At 63.2% G+C, this 18,007-nt stretch carries 21 protein-coding genes; 9 read left to right on the plus strand and 12 right to left on the minus strand.

The annotated features are described in order from the left end of the window. Window positions 1–13: 13 nt before the first annotated feature. The 9 genes from accD to LC343_RS13530 form a co-directional block, all read right to left on the minus strand. Entirely contained in the window at window positions 14–961 is a 948-nt protein-coding gene (accD, locus tag LC343_RS13490) for an acetyl-CoA carboxylase, carboxyltransferase subunit beta (protein WP_223477657.1), read from the minus strand. 42 nt (window positions 962–1,003) lie between these two features. Then, entirely contained in the window at window positions 1,004–1,843 is an 840-nt protein-coding gene (trpA, locus tag LC343_RS13495) for a tryptophan synthase subunit alpha (protein WP_223477658.1), read from the minus strand. Then, window positions 1,840–2,265: an arsenate reductase (glutaredoxin) gene (arsC, locus tag LC343_RS13500; protein WP_223477659.1), complete on the minus strand. Its 426-nt coding sequence runs from the start codon at window positions 2,263–2,265 to the stop codon at window positions 1,840–1,842. The genes trpA and arsC overlap by 4 nt, the downstream gene beginning before the upstream one ends. Next, entirely contained in the window at window positions 2,262–2,510 is a 249-nt protein-coding gene (locus tag LC343_RS13505; RefSeq protein ID WP_223477660.1) for a hypothetical protein, read from the minus strand. The genes arsC and LC343_RS13505 overlap by 4 nt, the downstream gene beginning before the upstream one ends. Next, window positions 2,507–3,727, minus strand: coding sequence for a tryptophan synthase subunit beta (gene trpB, locus LC343_RS13510; RefSeq protein ID WP_223477661.1), 1,221 nt, complete (start codon window positions 3,725–3,727; stop codon window positions 2,507–2,509). The genes LC343_RS13505 and trpB overlap by 4 nt, the downstream gene beginning before the upstream one ends. A 4-nt stretch (window positions 3,728–3,731) precedes the next feature. Then, complete coding sequence (locus tag LC343_RS13515) at window positions 3,732–4,394, minus strand: phosphoribosylanthranilate isomerase (protein ID WP_223477662.1); 663 nt, start codon at window positions 4,392–4,394, stop codon at window positions 3,732–3,734. Window positions 4,395–4,488: 94 nt separating this feature from the next. Beyond that, on the minus strand, window positions 4,489–5,253 hold the full coding sequence (locus LC343_RS13520; protein ID WP_428982553.1) for a M48 family metallopeptidase: 765 nt from the start codon (window positions 5,251–5,253) through the stop codon (window positions 4,489–4,491). A 120-nt stretch (window positions 5,254–5,373) separates the two neighbouring features. Further along, window positions 5,374–5,844, minus strand: coding sequence for a DUF2852 domain-containing protein (locus tag LC343_RS13525; protein WP_223477664.1), 471 nt, complete (start codon window positions 5,842–5,844; stop codon window positions 5,374–5,376). A gap of 239 nt (window positions 5,845–6,083) precedes the next feature. Beyond that, a complete protein-coding gene (locus tag LC343_RS13530; protein WP_223477665.1) occupies window positions 6,084–6,863 on the minus strand; it encodes an alpha/beta hydrolase in 780 nt (259 codons plus the stop codon). Window positions 6,864–7,043: 180 nt separating this feature from the next. Here LC343_RS13530 and infC point away from each other — a divergent pair, with 180 nt between their 5' ends. Further along, a complete protein-coding gene (infC, locus tag LC343_RS13535; protein WP_223477720.1) occupies window positions 7,044–7,580 on the plus strand; it encodes a translation initiation factor IF-3 in 537 nt (178 codons plus the stop codon). 57 nt (window positions 7,581–7,637) lie between these two features. On the opposite strand, the gene LC343_RS13540 is transcribed toward infC, so the two are convergent. Then, window positions 7,638–8,264: a class I SAM-dependent DNA methyltransferase gene (locus LC343_RS13540; RefSeq protein ID WP_223477666.1), complete on the minus strand. Its 627-nt coding sequence runs from the start codon at window positions 8,262–8,264 to the stop codon at window positions 7,638–7,640. Between the two features lie 227 nt (window positions 8,265–8,491). Between LC343_RS13540 and rpmI the strand changes: the two genes are divergently transcribed. The 7 genes from rpmI (at window position 8,492) to LC343_RS13575 (ending at window position 14,401) form a co-directional block, all read left to right on the plus strand. Beyond that, window positions 8,492–8,692: a 50S ribosomal protein L35 gene (gene rpmI / locus LC343_RS13545; RefSeq protein WP_223477667.1), complete on the plus strand. Its 201-nt coding sequence runs from the start codon at window positions 8,492–8,494 to the stop codon at window positions 8,690–8,692. Window positions 8,693–8,723: 31 nt separating this feature from the next. Next, window positions 8,724–9,125 (plus strand): 50S ribosomal protein L20, encoded by a 402-nt coding sequence (gene rplT / locus LC343_RS13550; RefSeq protein ID WP_223477668.1) that lies wholly within the window; start codon window positions 8,724–8,726, stop codon window positions 9,123–9,125. A 124-nt stretch (window positions 9,126–9,249) separates the two neighbouring features. Continuing rightward, entirely contained in the window at window positions 9,250–10,338 is a 1,089-nt protein-coding gene (gene pheS / locus LC343_RS13555) for a phenylalanine--tRNA ligase subunit alpha (protein WP_223477669.1), read from the plus strand. After that, window positions 10,335–10,487 carry a hypothetical protein gene (locus LC343_RS13560; RefSeq protein ID WP_223477670.1) on the plus strand — a complete coding sequence of 51 codons (153 nt, stop codon included), beginning with the start codon at window positions 10,335–10,337 and terminating at the stop codon, window positions 10,485–10,487. Before pheS ends, LC343_RS13560 begins: the two co-directional genes overlap by 4 nt. A gap of 3 nt (window positions 10,488–10,490) precedes the next feature. Further along, window positions 10,491–12,899, plus strand: a complete 2,409-nt coding sequence (gene pheT, locus LC343_RS13565) for a phenylalanine--tRNA ligase subunit beta (RefSeq protein WP_223477671.1) — start codon at window positions 10,491–10,493, stop codon at window positions 12,897–12,899. A gap of 62 nt (window positions 12,900–12,961) precedes the next feature. Next, entirely contained in the window at window positions 12,962–13,327 is a 366-nt protein-coding gene (locus LC343_RS13570; RefSeq protein WP_223477672.1) for a DUF1304 domain-containing protein, read from the plus strand. An 87-nt stretch (window positions 13,328–13,414) separates the two neighbouring features. Further along, entirely contained in the window at window positions 13,415–14,401 is a 987-nt protein-coding gene (locus tag LC343_RS13575; protein WP_223477673.1) for a Gfo/Idh/MocA family protein, read from the plus strand. A gap of 35 nt (window positions 14,402–14,436) precedes the next feature. Here the strand turns inward: LC343_RS13575 and LC343_RS13580 are convergent, their stop codons facing one another. Both LC343_RS13580 and LC343_RS13585 read right to left on the minus strand, forming a co-directional pair. Further along, the gene (locus LC343_RS13580) at window positions 14,437–15,570 is read right to left on the minus strand and encodes a zinc metalloprotease HtpX (RefSeq protein ID WP_223477674.1); all 1,134 of its coding nucleotides are present in this window, start codon (window positions 15,568–15,570) and stop codon (window positions 14,437–14,439) included. A gap of 41 nt (window positions 15,571–15,611) precedes the next feature. Continuing rightward, the gene (locus LC343_RS13585; RefSeq protein WP_223477675.1) at window positions 15,612–16,019 is read right to left on the minus strand and encodes a GtrA family protein; all 408 of its coding nucleotides are present in this window, start codon (window positions 16,017–16,019) and stop codon (window positions 15,612–15,614) included. 166 nt (window positions 16,020–16,185) lie between these two features. Here LC343_RS13585 and LC343_RS13590 point away from each other — a divergent pair, with 166 nt between their 5' ends. Then, window positions 16,186–18,006 carry a GtrA family protein gene (locus tag LC343_RS13590; RefSeq protein ID WP_223477676.1) on the plus strand — a complete coding sequence of 607 codons (1,821 nt, stop codon included), beginning with the start codon at window positions 16,186–16,188 and terminating at the stop codon, window positions 18,004–18,006. The last annotated feature ends 1 nt before the right edge of the window (window position 18,007 follow it).

The following is an 18,007-nucleotide window of genomic DNA, read 5'->3' on the forward strand; positions in this document are numbered from 1 at the left end:
TCGTTTGCGCGGGTCAGGATGCGTCCGCTGTTTCGGGCGCGGTCTCGGCTTCCTGTAGCGGCTCCTCGGCCTTGGCCTCCGGCTCCGGCGCGGGCAAGCTTGGGGTGGCCGCGGGCTGTTTCATCAGGATGCGAAGCAGCCGGGCGATGGTCGGCCGCAATTCGTGGCGGTGCACGACCATGTCGACCATGCCGTGTTCGAGCAGGTATTCGGACCGCTGGAAACCTTCCGGCAGTTTCTCGCGGATCGTCTGCTCGATCACGCGCGCGCCCGCGAAACCAATCACCGCGCCCGGTTCGGCGATGTGGATGTCGCCGAGCATGGCGTAGGACGCCGAGACGCCGCCGGTCGTCGGATTGGTCAGCACGACGATATAGGGAAGCCCGGCTTCCTTGAGCATTTCGACCGCGACGGTGGTGCGCGGCAGCTGCATCAGCGAAAGGATGCCTTCCTGCATGCGCGCGCCGCCGGAAGCCGCGAACAGCACCATGGGCCGTTTCTTCTCGATCGCGGTCATGAAGCCTTTGACGATCGCCTCGCCCGCCGCGATGCCAAGCGATCCGCCCATGAAGTTGAAATCATGCAGGCAGGTGGCGATCGGCATGCCTTCGAGCGACCCGAGCGCATTGACGATCGAATCGTCGAGCCCGGTCTTCGCCTTGTTCTCACGCAGCCGGTCCGTGTATTTCTTCTGGTCGCGGAAGCGCAGCGGATCGACCGGCACTTCGGGGTTGTCGAGGACCTCGTAAACGCCATTGTCGAAGAAATGTTGCAACCGGTCGCGCGCCGAGATCTTCATGTGATAGCCGGATGACGGCACCACCCACTGGTTTGCCTCGAGATCGCGGTGGAACACCATTTCCCCGGTCTCGGGACATTTGATCCAGAGGTTTTCCGGCATTTCGCGCCGGCCGAGCATAGAGTTCAGCCGTGGGCGGACGTAATTGGTGATCCAGTTCATGGGATTTGTCCCGTTTTATCCAGTCAGGCCAATGTGGCGCGTCTATCCGGCGGCTTCAAGGCGCGAGGCGCGAACGCCCGCCGCGAGCCCGCCAACCAGCGTTGCGACCGCTTCCACCGTATCGGTGGTGGCGCGATTGTCCTTGTCGAGCGTATTGGCCACCGCCTGGACGATCGCGGTGCCGACAACGACGCCGTCGGCATCGCGGCCGATGACCTTTGCCTGCTCCGCGGTCTTGACCCCGAAACCGACACAGACCGGCAGGTCCGTATGGTTCTTGATGCGGGTGACCGCGTCGGCGATCTTCGAGGTGGAGGCGATCGCGCCGCCGGTGATCCCGGTCATGGAGACGTAATAGACGAAGCCCGACGTGTTCTTGAGAACCGCCGGCAGGCGCTTGTCGTCGGTTGTCGGCGTCGCGAGCCGGATGAAGTTGATATCGGCCGAAAGCGCCGGAATGCACAATTCGTCGTCCATTTCCGGCGGCAGGTCGACGATGATCAGACCGTCCACGCCGGCTTTCTTCGCATCCGCCAGGAAGGTATCGACGCCGTAGATATAGATCGGATTGTAGTAGCCCATCAGGACGATCGGCGTGTCGTCGTCGGTCTCGCGGAACGTCGCGACCATCTGGAGCGTCTTTTTCAAAGTCTGCCCGGCTTTCAGCGCGCGCAGGCCCGCGGCCTGGATCGCCGGACCGTCGGCCATCGGGTCGGAAAACGGCATGCCCAGCTCGACCACATCCGCGCCGGCGGCCGGCAGTTTCTTCAGGATGGCGAGCGAGGTGTCGTAATCCGGGTCGCCGCTCATCACGAAGGTGACGAGGGCCGGGCGGCCTTCTTCCTTCAGCTTCGCGAAACGGGCATCCATGCGTGCAGTCATGTTCTGTCGTCCTTTGTCCGGGCCGCGACGCGCTCCCCGTCTTCTTTCTCAAATTCGCCGACGCCCTCTGCATTCGGCAAAATGTCGAGTACCTTTTCCGACGGCCGGCAAAGGGCCGCGCCCAGCGGTGTGACCACGATGGGCCGGTTCATCAGGATCGGGTGTTCGACCATGAAATCGATCAGTTCGTCGTCGCTCCATTTCGGGTCGTCGAGCCCGAGCTCGTCATGGGGCGTGCCCTTGCGGCGCAGGATCTCGCGGACCGGAAGTCCCGTCGCACCGATCAGTTCGACGAGCTTTTCGCGTCCGGGCGGGGTCTTCAGATACTCGACCACCTCCGGCTCCTCGCCGGATGCGCGGATCATCGCCAGCACATTGCGCGACGTACCGCATTTCGGATTGTGGTAGATCGTCACGCTCATCCGTCGGCGGACTCCCGGATCGTGATCGTCACATTGAAAGCGTAGAAACCGTTCTTTGCGATACGCGAGACGGCTTCCTTGGGATCGAAGGCGATGCGCGGCTCGCCGTCGTCGGGAACGCGCGTCAGGAACTGCAGGTTCTGGCTCGTACGCACGCCCTCGGCGTTTTCGCGCGTGTCGCCTTCCTCGATCGCCACGTAGTGAAGCGGGTTCTGCTTCGATTGGTAGATCTCGAACGCGGTCAAAGGTCGTGCCCCAGGATCTTGCCGACCGTGAAGACGTCCTTGTCGCCACGTCCGCACAGGTTCATCACGATGATCTGGTCCTTGCCCATGGACGGTGCGCGCTTGATGACCTCGGCAAGTGCATGAGAGGGTTCGAGCGCGGGGATGATGCCCTCGATGCGGCAGAGAAGCTGGAAGGCATCCAGAGCCTCATCGTCCATGATCGGCACATAGTCGCAGCGGCCCGAATCCTTGAGCCAGCTATGTTCCGGCCCGATGCCCGGATAGTCCAGACCGGCGGAGATCGAGTGTCCGTCCTTGATCTGGCCGTCGCCATCCTGCAGCAGATAGGTGCGATTGCCATGCAGCACGCCCGGCGATCCCGCAGTCAGCGAGGCGCAATGCTCCTCGCCGGAAAGCCCCTTGCCGCCCGCTTCGACGCCGACGATCTGGACATCCTTGTCGTCGAGGAACGGGTGGAACAGGCCGATCGCGTTGGAGCCGCCACCGACCGCGGCAACGAGCATGTCGGGCAGCCGTCCCTCGGCCTGCATCAATTGCTCTTTGGTTTCCTGACCGATGACCGACTGGAAATCGCGCACCATCTCCGGATAGGGATGCGGGCCGGCGGCCGTGCCGATCAGGTAATAAGTGTCCTCGACATTCGTCACCCAGTCGCGCAGCGCCTCGTTCATCGCGTCTTTGAGCGTGCCGTGGCCGGAGGTCACCGGGGTTACTTCGGCGCCGAGCAATTTCATGCGGAAGACATTCGGCGCCTGCCGCTCGACATCGGTTGCGCCCATATAGACATGACACGGCAGGCCGAAGCGGGCCGAGACCGTTGCAGAGGCCACGCCGTGCTGTCCGGCGCCGGTCTCCGCGATGATCCGCGTCTTGCCCATGCGGCGTGCTAGGAGAATCTGCCCTAGGCAGTTGTTGATCTTGTGCGATCCGGTGTGGTTCAGCTCGTCGCGCTTGAAATAGATTTTCGCGCCGCCGAGATGCTCGGTCAGCCGCTCCGCGAAATAGAGCGGTGACGGCCGGCCGGTATAATGCGTGTTGAGCGACTGCAATTCGGCCTGGAATTCCGGATCGTCCTTGGCTTTCGCCCAGTGATCCTGAAGGTCCAGGATAAGCGGCATCAGCGTCTCGGCGACGAAACGGCCGCCGAAAATCCCGAACATGCCCTGATCGTCGGGTCCGGTGCGGAACGAGTTGGGTGAAGGCGGCTTGTTCATGGCGTCACTCCCGATTGCGGGTCTCGCCCGCTTGCGCCGCTTTCAGGAAGGCGGCGATCCTGTTGATGTCCTTCACGCCCGGCGCGCTTTCCACGCCCGACGAAACGTCGAGGGCCCTGGCGCCCGAAACCGCCAGTGCTTCCGCTACGTTTTCGGGATCGAGACCCCCGGAAAGCATGTAATTCACCTTACCGTCAAGCGCCGCCAGCAGGGACCAGTCGAAGGAGACGCCGTTTCCACCCGGAAGCGCCGAATTCGCCGGCGGCTTCGCGTCGAACAGAAAGCGGTCGGCGATGCCGTAATAGGGCTCGATCGCGTCCAGATCCCCGGCCTCGCGGATGGAAAACGCCTTCATCACCGGCAGGCCGAATTTTGCGCGCACATCGGCCACGCGTGTCGGGCTTTCCTTGCCGTGAAGCTGCAGCATGCCGGGCTTCACCGTGGCGACGATGTCGGCCAGCGTCGCGTCGTCGGCATCGACGGTGACGGCCACGGGTATCGCCAGACGCTGCCGCGCTCGCACGGACAGATCGCGTGCGACTTCGGCCTCCACGTGGCGCGGGCTTTTTTCGAAGAAGATGAAACCGATATGGTTCGCGCCACCGTCAAGCGCCGCGTCAACCGCCTCTTCCGTCTTCAGCCCGCAGATTTTGATGTCCAGTGCCATGCGGGGGAAATAAGGGGGCAGCGGCCAAGAGTCGAGACGCCAGTCGGGGAATATGATCCGTCTTGATGCGAAACATTGCGCCGCGCGAGCGCCCTCAGTCCTTTTCGAATCCGATCGCCTGCAGCGCCGAGCCGTTCTTCTTCAGCCATGCCTTGCAGCGTTTGGTGTCCGGGCAGAGTTCCTCGCACAACGCCCAGAACTTCGGTCCGTGGTTCATGTGCCTGAGATGCGCCACCTCGTGGGCGACGAGATAGTCGATGACCGGGCGGGGCGCCATCATGATGCGCCATGAAAACGAGAGGTTGCCTTCCGACGAGCAGGAGCCCCAGCGGCTGACCGTGTCCTTGTAGCGAATGGATTTCGCATTCCTGCCGATGGTCTTCGTGTGTTTTTCGACCAGGGCGCCGATTTCGGCTTTGGCTTCCTTCTTCAGATGGTCGGCAACGCGGCGGGGCAGATGGATGCGCTCGCCGCGCACGATCAGTTTCGCGCCGTCCGCATCGCGCACCGCCTGTGTGACGCCGCGCCCCGGCTCGTGCACGATCTCGTGGTTGACGCCCCGGATCGGCACCTTGATGCCCGGACGCACCTGCGGCCGGTCGGGGATCGTGCCGATCTTTTCCTCCAGCCAGTCGCGGTTGCGGAACAGGAAGCGCTCGACCTCGAGCATCGGGACGCCGACGGGCGTCGTGACCGTGAGCCCCTGTGCGCCGGGCCTTATGCGCAGCGTCAGGCGCCGGGCGCGCGGGTTTTCGGTAATTCGAAGCGGCAAGGCCCGCCCGGCCACCTCATGCGTGAGGTGCTGCACGGCCTTGCCGTCCGCTCCGACGGATTTCTTGCGCATGAACCCGAATCCCATGCTTGGGATTTAGCCGATTCTCGTGTCGGGAGGATAAAGAAAAAAGCCCGCGGTTTGGAAAACCGCGGGCTGGAGCCATGGAGGTCAGTTTGGAGGTCAGACCGAGTTTAGGCTCGAAAGTCAGCCGTGATCTGTGACATTCGGCACAGAGGGACCATGATTGTTGCCATTGTCGCCATTGTTGTGGCGGCTCGGACGTTCGCGCATGAAGCGGTCGAACTCTTCCTGGTCCTTTGCACGACGCAGTTCGCGCATGTAGGAGTCGAACTCCTCGCGCATCGTGTCGAGCTTGCGGCGTTCTTCTTCCAGGCGCTTCAGTTCCCCTTCGCGCCAGTCGTCGAAGGCCACGTTGCCCGTACGGGCATGGTAGTGGGCATGCCGGCCGCGGCGTTTGCGGCCGATGCCGCTGCAGCCCCGGAATACTTCGTCGGTTTTCATGTTCACGTCCCTCTTGAAGTCGTCGAGCCTGTCGCCCCACAGGATATAGGCCAGCATCGCCAGGCCGAGCGGCCAGAAGATGATGAAACCCAGAACCATCAGCGCGATCGTCGCGGGTGTCCAAGCCGGGCGGATCAGAGCGGTTTGTGTCATTCGCTACCCCTTTTCGAGTTCAAGGCGGCGGTGGTCGCTGCCTGCAAACGAGGTGGGTACGCTCAAGATGTTTTGCAAGTTGAAAAGCCCGGAGTTCCGGGCTTCCGAGGGCGACTCACTGGAGTTTTCTCCACACGGGACGTGATGAAAAATTTTGTCCTTGAGCCGCCGAAAAGCTGTTTTGACCGTCGAAAACAGGTCGTGAACAGGTCGCGCGGCATGCCTGGGCGGCTGGCGGATCAGCGCGCCGCGCGGATCGGTTCGACCATCGCCGTCACGGTGCGGGCGAGAAGGTCGAGGTCCTGCGGCCGTGAAAGCCGGTGATCGCCGTCCTTGATCATGGTCAGCGCCGCGTCGTCCCTGGACAGGAATTCCATCAATTTTTGCGCATGCGTGTAAGGTACGTCCGGGTCGGCCATGCCCTGCAGGATGTGCACCGGGCAATGCGTGTCGAGGGGCTCGACCAGGACGCGGTTGCGCCGCCCGTCCTCGAACAACGTCTTCGTGAAGATGTTCGGATCTGGCGAATATTCGCTGAATTCCTCGAAATAGCCCTTCGTTTCCATGTCGGCGCGCTCCTTTTCCGTCAGTTCCGGCTCCATCAGCTCGTGCGTGAAGTCCGGCGCGGGCGCGAGCAGCACCATCCCGGCGATCCGGTCGTCCGGACCGCCCCTGTTGAGCTCCTGCACCATTCGGAGCGCGATCCACCCGCCCATCGACGAACCGATGAGGATCTGCGGACCTTTCGTGTAGTGTTCGAAGACGGCGATGCTCTCGGCCAGCCATTTCGAGATCGTGCCGTCGGTGAACGCGCCGCCCGATTCTCCGTGGCCCGAATAGTCGTGGCGGGTATAGGCGAGGCCGAGGTCTCCGGCCAGCTGGTCGAGCCGCTCGGCTTTCGTGCCGAGCATGTCGGAGCGATAGCCGCCGAGCCAGACGAGGCCGGGAGCGCCGCCGGAACGGTGCCGTACCGCGATATCGACACCGGAAACGTCGAGTTTTTCGGGCTGTTCGGTCATCGCGGTCCTCTCCTTTGGCTTTGAGCCGTGTTTTGCGCGGCTCGGCACCCTATGTGAAGCCCCATGCCGTGCGATGATGATTTTTCTCGTGGGTCGTGCTATTGACTCGGCGCCGGGAATCCCGACATTGCGCGGACTTCCCATTGAACTCGTACCGAAACAGTACAGGAGACAACGACCATTCGCCGTCCATTCCGAGCCCCTCCGGCTCAAAAAACAGGCCCGACCGCCAATCGCGACATTCGCGACCCACAGATTCAGTTGATTGACGCCGAAGGCGAGAACCAGGGCGTCACGGATACAGCCGAAGCCCTCCGGGTCGCGGAAGAGGCGGGGCTGGATCTCGTCCTGATCGTCCCGAACGCCAATCCGCCCGTTGCCAAGATCGTCGATCTGGGCAAGCTCAAATACGAACAACAGAAAAAAGCCGCCGCCGCGCGCAAGAAGCAGAAGACCGTCGAGATCAAGGAGATCAAGATGCGTCCCAATATCGACACCCATGATTACGAGGTGAAGATGAAGGCGATGCGCCGCTTCTTCGACGAGGGCGACAAGGTCAAGGTGACGCTGCGCTTCCGCGGCCGCGAAATGGCGCACCAGTATCTCGGCATGGAACTCTTGCAGAAGGTCAAGGGAGACACAGACGAGATCGCCAAGGTGGAGGCCGAGCCGAAGCTCGAAGGCCGCCAGATGATGATGGTGCTCGCGCCTCGCTGAGGCCGCGACCATTTGCTGACATTGTGAAAGCGGGCTTCGGCCCGCTTTTTTGTGTGGTCAGGCGATTTTGTAGGCGCTGATCACCCAGCCGGTCAGACCTGTCCCCGGAATGTGTTCGCCGTGCTCTTGCGCGCGGATGGTGATTCGGCCGAGCGTTGCCAGCGCATCGAGTTTCGCGATGAGCGACCCCTCCCGGTAGAAATTGTCGTTCAGTCCGATCACCAGCGCGCCGCCGGGCCGGACAACCCGCAAGATGTCGTCAAGCGCATCGGCCCGGACATGACCGAAGGAGAACACGCCGACACAGGCCGCGGCCCCGTAGGTGTCGTCCGGCACGTCCATCGGCGGTTCGTTCAGATTGGTCTCGAACAGTTGGCGGTAGGTGCCGGTCTTTGCCGCCTTGGCGAGCATGCCGGAAGAGAAATCGCAACCATCCACGGTCTCGAAACCCACGCTGCACAGCGCCAGCCCGGACATGCCCGACCCGCAGCCGACATCGAGAACGGCGCAGCCGTCGGGATCGGCCATCAGGCGCAGAGTTTCGGCGCAACGCGCCGGCTGGCGATAGCTGTTCTCCGTCAGCTCATCGTCATAGATCTCGGCCCAACTGTCGTAGAATGCCCTGGTTTCGGCATCGCTCTTGACGGTATAGGCCGTCGAAAGAAACCGTCTCTTCTCAGCCATTGTGACATTGCCCTCTCACAACGGTCTCCAATGCTTGCATTCCGGGCGCTCCGAGTCTATAGAGCCGCGTCCCGAACGGTCCGGCAGGGCATGCCGTGGCCGTTCCGAATGCAAGAACAGCGCACATCGTTCGACGGCCGGGCCCGCTTCGCATGAGTTTCATGCGGCAGGCGGAATTTGCGGCAAGTCTCGTGAAGCAGCGATGGCGCACAATAACGGAGAGCAAAATGCCCAAGATGAAGACGAAGTCTTCCTGCAAGAAGCGCTTCAAGATCACGGCTACTGGCAAGGTCAAGGTCGCTGCCGCCGGCAAGCGCCATGGCATGATCAAACGGTCCAACAAGTTCATCCGCGACGCGCGCGGCACCATGGTGCTCGCCGATCAGGATGCGAAGATCGTCAAGAAGATGATGCCCTACGGCGACTGAGCCGTCACGACCCGAACCAGGAGATTAGATCATGGCACGTGTAAAACGCGGCGTGACAGCCCACGCCAAGCACAAGAAAGTCCTCAAGCAGGCGGAAGGCTTCTACGGCCGCCGCAAGAACACCATTCGCACCGCGAAGGCCGCTGTCGACAAGTCGAAGCAATACGCCTACCGCGACCGCAAGACTCGCAAGCGGAATTTCCGCTCGCTGTGGATCCAACGCATCAACGCCGCCGTGCGCGAGCATGGCCTGACCTATGGCCGTTTCATCGACGGCCTGAACAAGGCCGGCATCGAGATGGACCGCAAGGTCATGTCCGACATGGCGATCCACGAGCCGCAGGCGTTCGAAGTACTGGTCGGCAAGGCCAAGGAAGCCCTTGCCTATCTCAAGGACACTACGCCGAACGCGTTTGAAAGCGCTGTCCGTTAAGTCAGCGCTTTCTCGACCGAGACCCTGAGAAACCCGCGCTGGCTGGTCCAGACGCGGGTTTTTCTTTGACCTTTCACATCGCGCGGCTAAACAAATCCGCGCAACCGCAAACCGGAAATTCGACATGCTTCAGGAACTCGAAAGCCTCGAACGAAAACTGATGGACGAGATCGCCGCCGCGGCCGACGAACCGGCCATCGAGGCGGTGCGCGTCGGTGCCATCGGCAAGAAGGGCTCCGTGTCGGAACGGCTGAAGACGCTCGGCAAGATGACGCCGGAGGAGCGTCAGGTCATGGGCCCGGCGATCAACGGGCTGCGAGACCGGATCACCCAGGCGATCGCCGCGCGCAAGACCGAGCTGCGCGATGCCGCCATCGAGGCACGGCTGGCGACCGAGACCGTCGATGTCACTTTGCCGGTACGACCCGCGCCCGCGGAAACCGGTCGGATCCACCCGATCACCCAGGTCACCGACGAACTGACCGCAATCTTCGCCGACATGGGTTTCTCGATCGCCGAGGGGCCGGATATCGAGACCGACTACTACAATTTCACCGCGCTGAACTTCCCCGAGGGCCATCCGGCCCGCGAGATGCACGACACTTTCTTCTTCAACGCGAACGAGGAGGGCGAGCGCAAGCTCCTGCGCACGCACACCTCACCGGTGCAGATCCGCACCATGGAAACGCAGAAACCGCCGATCCGCATCATCATTCCGGGCAAGACCTACCGGCAGGATTCGGACGCCACCCACTCGCCCATGTTCCATCAGGTCGAGGGGCTGGTGATCGACCGCCACGCCAATGTGGCCAATCTGAAATGGGTGCTGACCGAATTCTGCAAGACCTTCTTCGAGGTCGAGCACATCGCCATGCGTTTCCGGCCGTCCTTCTTCCCCTTCACCGAGCCGTCCATGGAGGTTGACATCCAGTGCGACCGCTCCAAGCCGGGCGAAGTGCGCTTCGGCGAGGGCAAGGACTGGATGGAGATTCTCGGCTGCGGCATGGTTCACCCGAATGTGCTGCGCATGAGCGGGCTCGATCCCGACGAATTCCAGGGCTTTGCCTGGGGCATCGGCATCGACCGCCTCGCCATGCTGAAATACGGCATGCCGGACCTGCGCGCCTTCTTCGACGCCGATGTGCGCTGGCTCAGCCATTACGGCTTCCGCCCGCTCGACATGCCAACGCTGTTCGGGGGGCTGAGCGCGTGACGTCTTTGCCGCAGACCTCGCACGGCACGGAGACCTTCTCTTTCGGCGACAGCCCGGAATGGCGCGATGGCGGCTATGCGCCGGACATGGAACTTGTTTGCGAGCGTTTTCGCCTCGTCGAAACGCTCGAAACCGACACGGATGACTGAACGATGAAATTCACCCTTTCCTGGCTGAAGGAACATTTGGATACCGACGCCTCGCTCGACCAGATCGTCGAGCGGCTGACGAATATCGGCCTTGAGGTCGAAGCAGTTGACGACAAGGCTCAGTTCAAGCCGTTCGTGATCGCGAAGGTTCTCACCGCCGAACAGCATCCCGACGCCGACCGCCTGCGGGTCCTGTCGGTGGACACAGGCGACGGCAAGCCGGTCCAGGTCGTCTGCGGCGCACCCAACGCGCGTGCGGGCCTTGTGGGCGCTTTCGCGGCGCCCGGCGCATACGTACCCGGTATCGACGTCACGCTTTCCGTCGGCAAGATCCGTGGTGTCGAGAGCCACGGCATGATGTGTTCCGAGCGCGAATTGCAGATGTCGGATGCCCATACCGGCATTATCGACCTGCCCGAGGATGCGCCGGTCGGCACATCGTTCGCCGCTTACGCGGGCCTCGACGATCCGGTGATCGAAATCGGCCTGACGCCGGACCGCGCCGATTGCACCGGCGTTGCGGGCATCGCGCGCGATCTCGCGGCCGCCGGTCTCGGAACGCTGATGACGCCGGGGGTCGAGCCGGCCGCCGGCGACGGCGCTTGCCCGGTCAAGGTGACCATCGAAGACGCAGACCTTTGCCCCGGCTTTGCGCTGCGCATGGTTCGCGGCGTCAAGAACGGACCGTCGCCGGCCTGGATGCAGCAGCGCCTGCTCGCGATCGGCCTGCGCCCGATCAATGCGCTGGTCGACATCACCAACTACATCACGATGGACCGCGGCCGTCCGCTGCATGTCTTCGATGCCGGCAAGGTCGCCGGTAATCTCGTCGTGCGCCGCGCCAGGGAAGGCGAGAAGGTTCTCGCGCTGGACGAGCGCGAATACGAACTGACGTCGGAAATGTGTGTCATTGCAGACGACAACGGCGTCGAATCGATCGCCGGCATCATGGGCGGCGAACATTCCGGCTGCGACGAGAACACGACCGACGTGCTGATCGAGTCGGCGCTGTGGAACCCGATGAACATCGCCCGCACCGGCCGCGATCTCGGCATCATCACCGATGCGCGCTATCGCTTCGAGCGCGGCGTCGATCCGCAATTCATGGTCGACGGCATGGAAATGGCGACGGAACTCGTGCTCGATTTCTGCGGCGGCACGCCGTCCGAGCCGGAGGTCGTGGGTTATGAGGCCTATGCGCCGAAAGTGATCGATTTCCCGTTCACCGAAGTGAAGCGCCTCGTCGGCATCGAAGTGACGTCGCAAGAGCAGATCGACATCTTCAAGCGCCTCGGGTTCGGCGTCGAGGGATCGGGCGTCGAGGCGAAGGTCACGGTGCCGTCCTGGCGTATGTATGACGTCGAAGGCAAGGCGGACCTCGTCGAGGAGGTCATGCGCATCCATGGCGAGAACAATATCGACCCACAGCCGCTGCGGAGCCATGGCGCGGTCAACGCGAAGATCCTGACGACGCTGCAGATCCGAACGCGTCTCGCCAAGCGCGCGCTGGCCGTGCGCGGCATGATGGAATCGGTCTCCTGGTCCTTCATCCCGGCGGAGCATGCGGAATTGTTTGGCGGCGGCAGCGCCGCGCTGAAGCTTGCCAATCCGATCGCCGCCGACATGTCCGACATGCGACCGTCTCTTCTGCCGGGCCTGCTTGCAGCCGCGCAGCGCAATGCCGACCAGGGCGTCGGCGATGTCGCGCTGTTCGAGGTCGCGGCGACCTACGAGGGCGACACGCCGGACGCGCAGCGCCGCGTCGCTGGCGGCATTCGGCGCGGCACGGCTGCACTGACCGGTGGCGGTCGCCACTGGGCTGGAAATGGCGAGGCGGTCGGCGTGTTCGACGCCAAGGCGGATGCGCTCGCGGCGCTTGAAGCCTGCGGCGCTCCGGTCGCCAATCTCCAGATCGAGCGCGGCGCGCCCGGCTGGTATCATCCCGGCCGTTCCGGCGTGATCAAGCTCGGCCCGAAGGTCGTGCTCGGCCATTTCGGCGAGTTCCATCCGCGCACGCTAGAGGCGCTCGATGTGTCCGGTGCGCTTTGCGGTTTCGAGGTCTTCATCGACGCCATTCCCGAACCTAAGAAGAAGCCGACACGCACCAAGCCGAAACTGGAAATCTCGCCCTTCCAGATGCTCAGGCGCGACTATGCCTTCGTGGTCGATCGGGACACCCCGGCGGCGACCCTCGTCCGCGCCGTCTCCGGCGCCGACAAGAAGCTGATCACGAATGTCAATGTCTTCGACATCTTCGAGGGCGCATCGCTGGGCGAGGGCAAGAAGTCGGTGGCGCTGGAAGTCTCCATTCAGCCGACGGACCGCACGCTCACCGACGAGGATCTCGACGCGCTGTCGGCGAAGATCGTCGAGAATGTCGGCAAATCGGCAGGCGGGGTGCTGCGCGGCTGATCCGCCGGCTTTCCCGCGTTCCGTTTCCGGAATAGTCTTCTCCCGAACTCCGGGAGAAGACTATGTCCTTTTTGGCGCAGATCCTTGTCGCAATCGTCGCGCTGGAACATATCCTGTTCCTCGTCCTCGAAATGTTTCTCTGGGACAAGCCGCAGGGTATGAAGGTCTTCCGCAACACGCCGGAAAGCGCTGCGGCGACGAAAGTGCTCGCCGGCAATCAGGGCCTCTATAACGGCTTTCTCGCCGCCGGGCTGATCTGGTCGCTGATACCGCTCGGCGCGCCGGGTGCCGCGTCGGCCATCGCGACATTCTTCCTGCTCTGCGTGATTATCGCCGGTCTGTACGGCGCGCTCAGTGTCTCGCGCCGCATTCTGTGGGTGCAGGCCGCACCGGCGCTGGTCGCACTGGCCGCCGTTTGGCTGCTTTGATGCGGGTGCCTGAACATGCATCGGGCACAGGGTGACAGCACGGACGCCGTGAGTAGTATGGCCACCGAATCAAGCAGGAGGAACGTCATGTTTCGTTGGGGAGTATTATCGACCGCGAAGATCGGCCGCGAGCAGGTCATTCCGGCGATCTGCGATGCCGAGAATGGCGTTCTGACCGCGATCGCCAGCCGTGACGAGGGCCGCGCCCGCGCGCTTGCCGACCGGTTCGGCGCGCCGCATGCCTTCGGCTCCTACGAGGCGCTACTCTCCTCCGATACGGTCGACGGGGTCTATATCCCCGTCCCGACGGCGCAGCACATCGAGTGGGCCGTGAAGGCGGCAGAGGCGGGCAAACACGTGCTCGTCGAGAAACCGATCGCGCTGAATGCCGCCGAGATCGAGCCGCTCATTGCCGCACGGGATCGCGCCGGCGTGGTGATCTCAGAGGCTTTCATGGTCACGTATCATCCGCAATGGATGAAGGTGCGTGATCTCATCGCCGACGGCGCCATCGGTCGCCTGCGCCAGGTGCAGGGCGCATTCACCTATTTCAACACCGACCCGACGAACACGCGCAACATCCCGGAACTGGGAGGTGGCGGCCTGCCGGATATCGGCGTCTACCCGACCGTGACGACCCGTTTCGTCACCGGCAAGGAGCCGGTCTCCGTCTCGGCGACGGTCGAGCGCGATCCGACATTCGGTACGGACATCTATTCGGATGTGCGCGCGAAATTCGACGGTTTCGAACTCGCCTTCTACTGTTCCACCCAGATGGCGCTGCGCCAGATGATGGTGTTCCACGGTGAGAAGGGCCTCATCGAGGTGGATGGCCCTTTCAATGCCGGCGATTACGAACACGCCCGCATCACGCTTCACAATGCCGGCCATAACCACGCGGAAGTCTTCCGGTTTCCGGGCGTGCGCCAATACAAGCTGCAGGTCGAGACCTTTGCCCGCAAGGCGCGCGGCGAGGACGTGGCGATCTTCGAACTGGAAAATTCTGTCGCCAACCAGAAATTCATCGACGCTGTCTTCCGCGCCGGTGAGAGCGGGAACTGGGAAACTGTTTAGCCGCCAATCTATAGATAAAGATTAGCCGGTTAATATTACCACCAGACGCCGCCTCGCGTGACCCGAATGCGTGGCTTCCTGCCCTGTTTCTCCCAGGGATGAAGGCTTTCCGCGCAGGCGGGATCGTCGCAATCCGGGTCCTCGACCATGGAATGGCGCTCGGGCATTTCGCCGGCGAGCGCCGCCCAGTGGCCGAAACGTGCTCGGTCGCGGCGTCCGAGCCGGATCTGCGGCACCGGCGAGTGACCGCTGGCCGGGCGATTTTCGCCGGCCGGCGACGTATCGCGGAGCGGAGGCTGACCGCGCAGGGCGCCCTTCAGCGCCGAAAGTCGCGCGATGCGTTCTTCGGTTGCCGGGTGGGTGCGCAGCATCGAAGGGTCCGGAATGCGGCTGCCGGGCAGCATCATGCCTTCCCAGCGTTTTCCCCGCGCCCGCTCCAGCTTGAGAAGTGCGGAGGACAAGCCGTCCGGATCGCCGGTCAACAGCGCCGCGCCGTAGTCCGCGTCGAACTCGCGGGTACGCGACAACGCCAGCTGCAGCAGCCCACCGATTGTCGGCGAGGCGACCATCGCGAGAATGCCAAGCCACGGAATCTGCCCGAAGAAACCCGAGATATTGAACAGGATCGCGAACAGGCCGACGGTCGAAAGTGTCGAGGTCATGCGCGACACCATGTCGGCGAGCGACATCACCTTGATGTCTTCATTGGCGATATGGGTGGTTTCATGCGCCAGAACGCCGGCCAACTCTCGCAGAGTGAGATTGCGCAGGAGGGCATCGGTAACCGCGATCGCGGAGTCGTCGCGCCGCCCGACGGCGAAGGCGTTCATCATCCTCGACGGGATGACATGGAGTTTCGGCGTCGCCGGAAGGTTGGCGCGTGACGCCAGTTCCTGGATCATCCGGTAGCCGGCCGGGAAATTGTGCGGCGTCACCGGCCGCGCCTTGTACATGCGCAGAACCATGTTGGGGGAGACCCGCCGCGCCGCGCCGAGCATGAACGCGCCGATTGCGATGGCGTAAAGCAGCCCGGTCGTTCCCGCGATGGCCCAGGCGGTCACCGCGAGCAGCACGAGGCTCCCGGATGCCAGCAACCATGTATGCAGCGCATTAAGCGCGCGGTGCTGGCGGTGAATGATGTGATCTTCGTTCAGGAACGGCGGTCTCATGCGCTCTTATATGGGCATTGCCGGCGGCTTTGATGAGTCCTTCACGTGCGATTGAAGACGAATCGCGAGTAGCCCAGATAGGAAAACACGGTCACGGCCGCGACGGCGATCACCAGCGCGATGAGCGGGGTGATCGTACCGGGCGCGGCAAGCAGCAGGCCGGAATAGATGGCGTAATTCAGCGCAGCGCCGAGTATCGCCACGAAACCGTAGCGTGCGCCTTCCTGCACCACATGCCGGTCGCTCTTTCCGAAGGTCACGGTGCGGTTGATCATCCATGTCGTGAACATCGCCGCCGCGATGGCGAAGAGACGTGCTGTGAACGGACCGAGCGGCGTGAAATGCATCAGCACCGTCAGCACCGTCGCATCGACAATAAACCCGGTGCCGCCCGCTACGGCGAAGCTGCCGAGTCTGAAAAGCAGGTTTTTCGATACGATATCGCGCATGTGTGGTCCTGGCGCTCCGCAATCGCCTTGCGGCGCTGATACACCCGGGTCGCGGCGCCGTCGATCCGAATCCGGTCTTTCAATGCCGGATCGTTCGCATTTTACCTTTTCTTGATCCGGTTAAGGCTAGGTTTAATCCGACGATCGCCAAGCGGATTTCCTGCCGATGACTTATCTTTCCGGACAACGCGACAGCGTACAGAGGGCTTCCGGGTCTGCCTCTGCGCGCCTTGAGCCTGTCCTGCTCGCGCTTTTCGCGACGCTCTTCGTCACGCTGATCGGATTGAGCGGCTCGGATGCCGAGGGCATTCCCAATTCCGACGACCTTCTGAGGCTCGTCGAAGTGCGTGACCTTCTTGCCGGCCAGAGCTGGTTCGATCTGACCCAGTACAGGCTCGGTCTCGATGGCGGCACTGTGATGCACTGGTCGCGCCTGGTCGATGCGCCGATTGCCGGCATCGTCATGATCGTGACGGCAATGACCGGCGACGCAGCGCTTGGCGAGGCGGTCGCGAAAACCCTCTGGCCTGCGATCACGCTGCTTTTCGCCATGGCGGCGCTGATGACCGCCTGCTGGCGCACCGGCAACGCCGCCTGGCGCCTTACCGTCGCCGTCGCCGTCATCGGCGCGGTCGCGCTCTGGACGACGGGCGCTTTCGGGCCCGGCGCACTGGACCATCACAATATCCAGATCGCGTTGGCGCTATGGCTCCTTGCGCTGATTCTGCCTGGGGGGCGTGCTGTCGCGGCGCATGCCTGGGCTGGCCTCGTCGCGGTGGCAATGATCGCCATCGGCATGGAAGTCCTGCCCTATGTCGCGCTGGCGGGCGTCGCCGTCGCGCTCGGTTTCGTGTTCGGCGCGGTCTCGCCAGCCGCCGCGCGCGCATTCGGACTTTCTGTTGCCGCATCCGCTGCCGTGATCTTCCTCGCGACGGTCGCGCCGTCGAACTGGACCGGCAATGCCTGCGATGCCTATTCCTCCTTTCATCTCCTGGCCGCGTCGGCCGGTGGCCTCGGCCTGGCCGCCGTGTCATTCATGCGCGGCACGATGCTGCGGCTCGCGGGGATCGGGCTCCTGGGCGCTGCCGTCGCCGGTCTCGTCGCGGTGTTCTTTCCCCATTGTCTCGCCAATCCGCTCGCCGGCCTCGATCCGCGTCTGAAGACGTTCTGGCTGGAAGGCGTCGTCGAGACCCGGTCCCTGGCCGACCTCTGGACGGCGGATCCCTTTGCCCTGTTCGGGTTCTACGGCATGGCGGTCTGCGCTCTTATCGTATCCGTCATCTCGGCGTTGCGCGGAAAACCATTGCCGCGCGGGCAGGCCGTGGTCTTCACCGCATTTCTCGCAATGGGTATCGCGGTCACGGCCTGGCAGCAGCGCGGTTTCACATTCGCAGCTGCTTTTGCGGTCCTGCCGCTTGGTTTCTGGATCGGACGAATGCGCGAAAACATGCCGGAAGGACGGTCGATCCCGGCGACGCTGGGTCTTGCCGGCGCCTGGGCGGTGTCGCTCAATCTCGTCTGGTGGATCGCGGGCGCGCAGGCAGCCGCGCTGTTTTCCGCTGGCCCGACATTGCAGCAACAGGTCGCTTCCGCATCCCTGCGCGACTATTGCTACACGTCAGATTTATACGCGCCGCTTGCCGGCGAACCCGAAGGCGTCGTGCTGGGTGCGACCGACATCGGCGCGAGCGTGTTGCTCTACACAGGCCACCGCGCCGTGGCCGGGCCATATCACCGCAACACCGCCGGCAATCTGCTGCTGATCGACGCCATGCTGGCCGCGCCGCAAGAGGCGCGATCCATGCTGCGGACCCATGGCGTGACGCTGGTCGCCGATTGTCTGAACGGCGCCGACGGTTTCGACTTCATAGCCGCTGCGCCAAACGGCTTCCAGGCGGCGCTGCGTGGCGGATCGGTTCCGGACTGGCTGGAAGCGGTTCCATCGACCGTTGGAGAGCCGCTGGTGATCTACAGGGTCCTGCCGTGAA

This window comes from Oricola indica, assembly GCF_019966595.1.
GTDB classification, from domain to species: domain Bacteria; phylum Pseudomonadota; class Alphaproteobacteria; order Rhizobiales; family Rhizobiaceae; genus Oricola; species Oricola indica.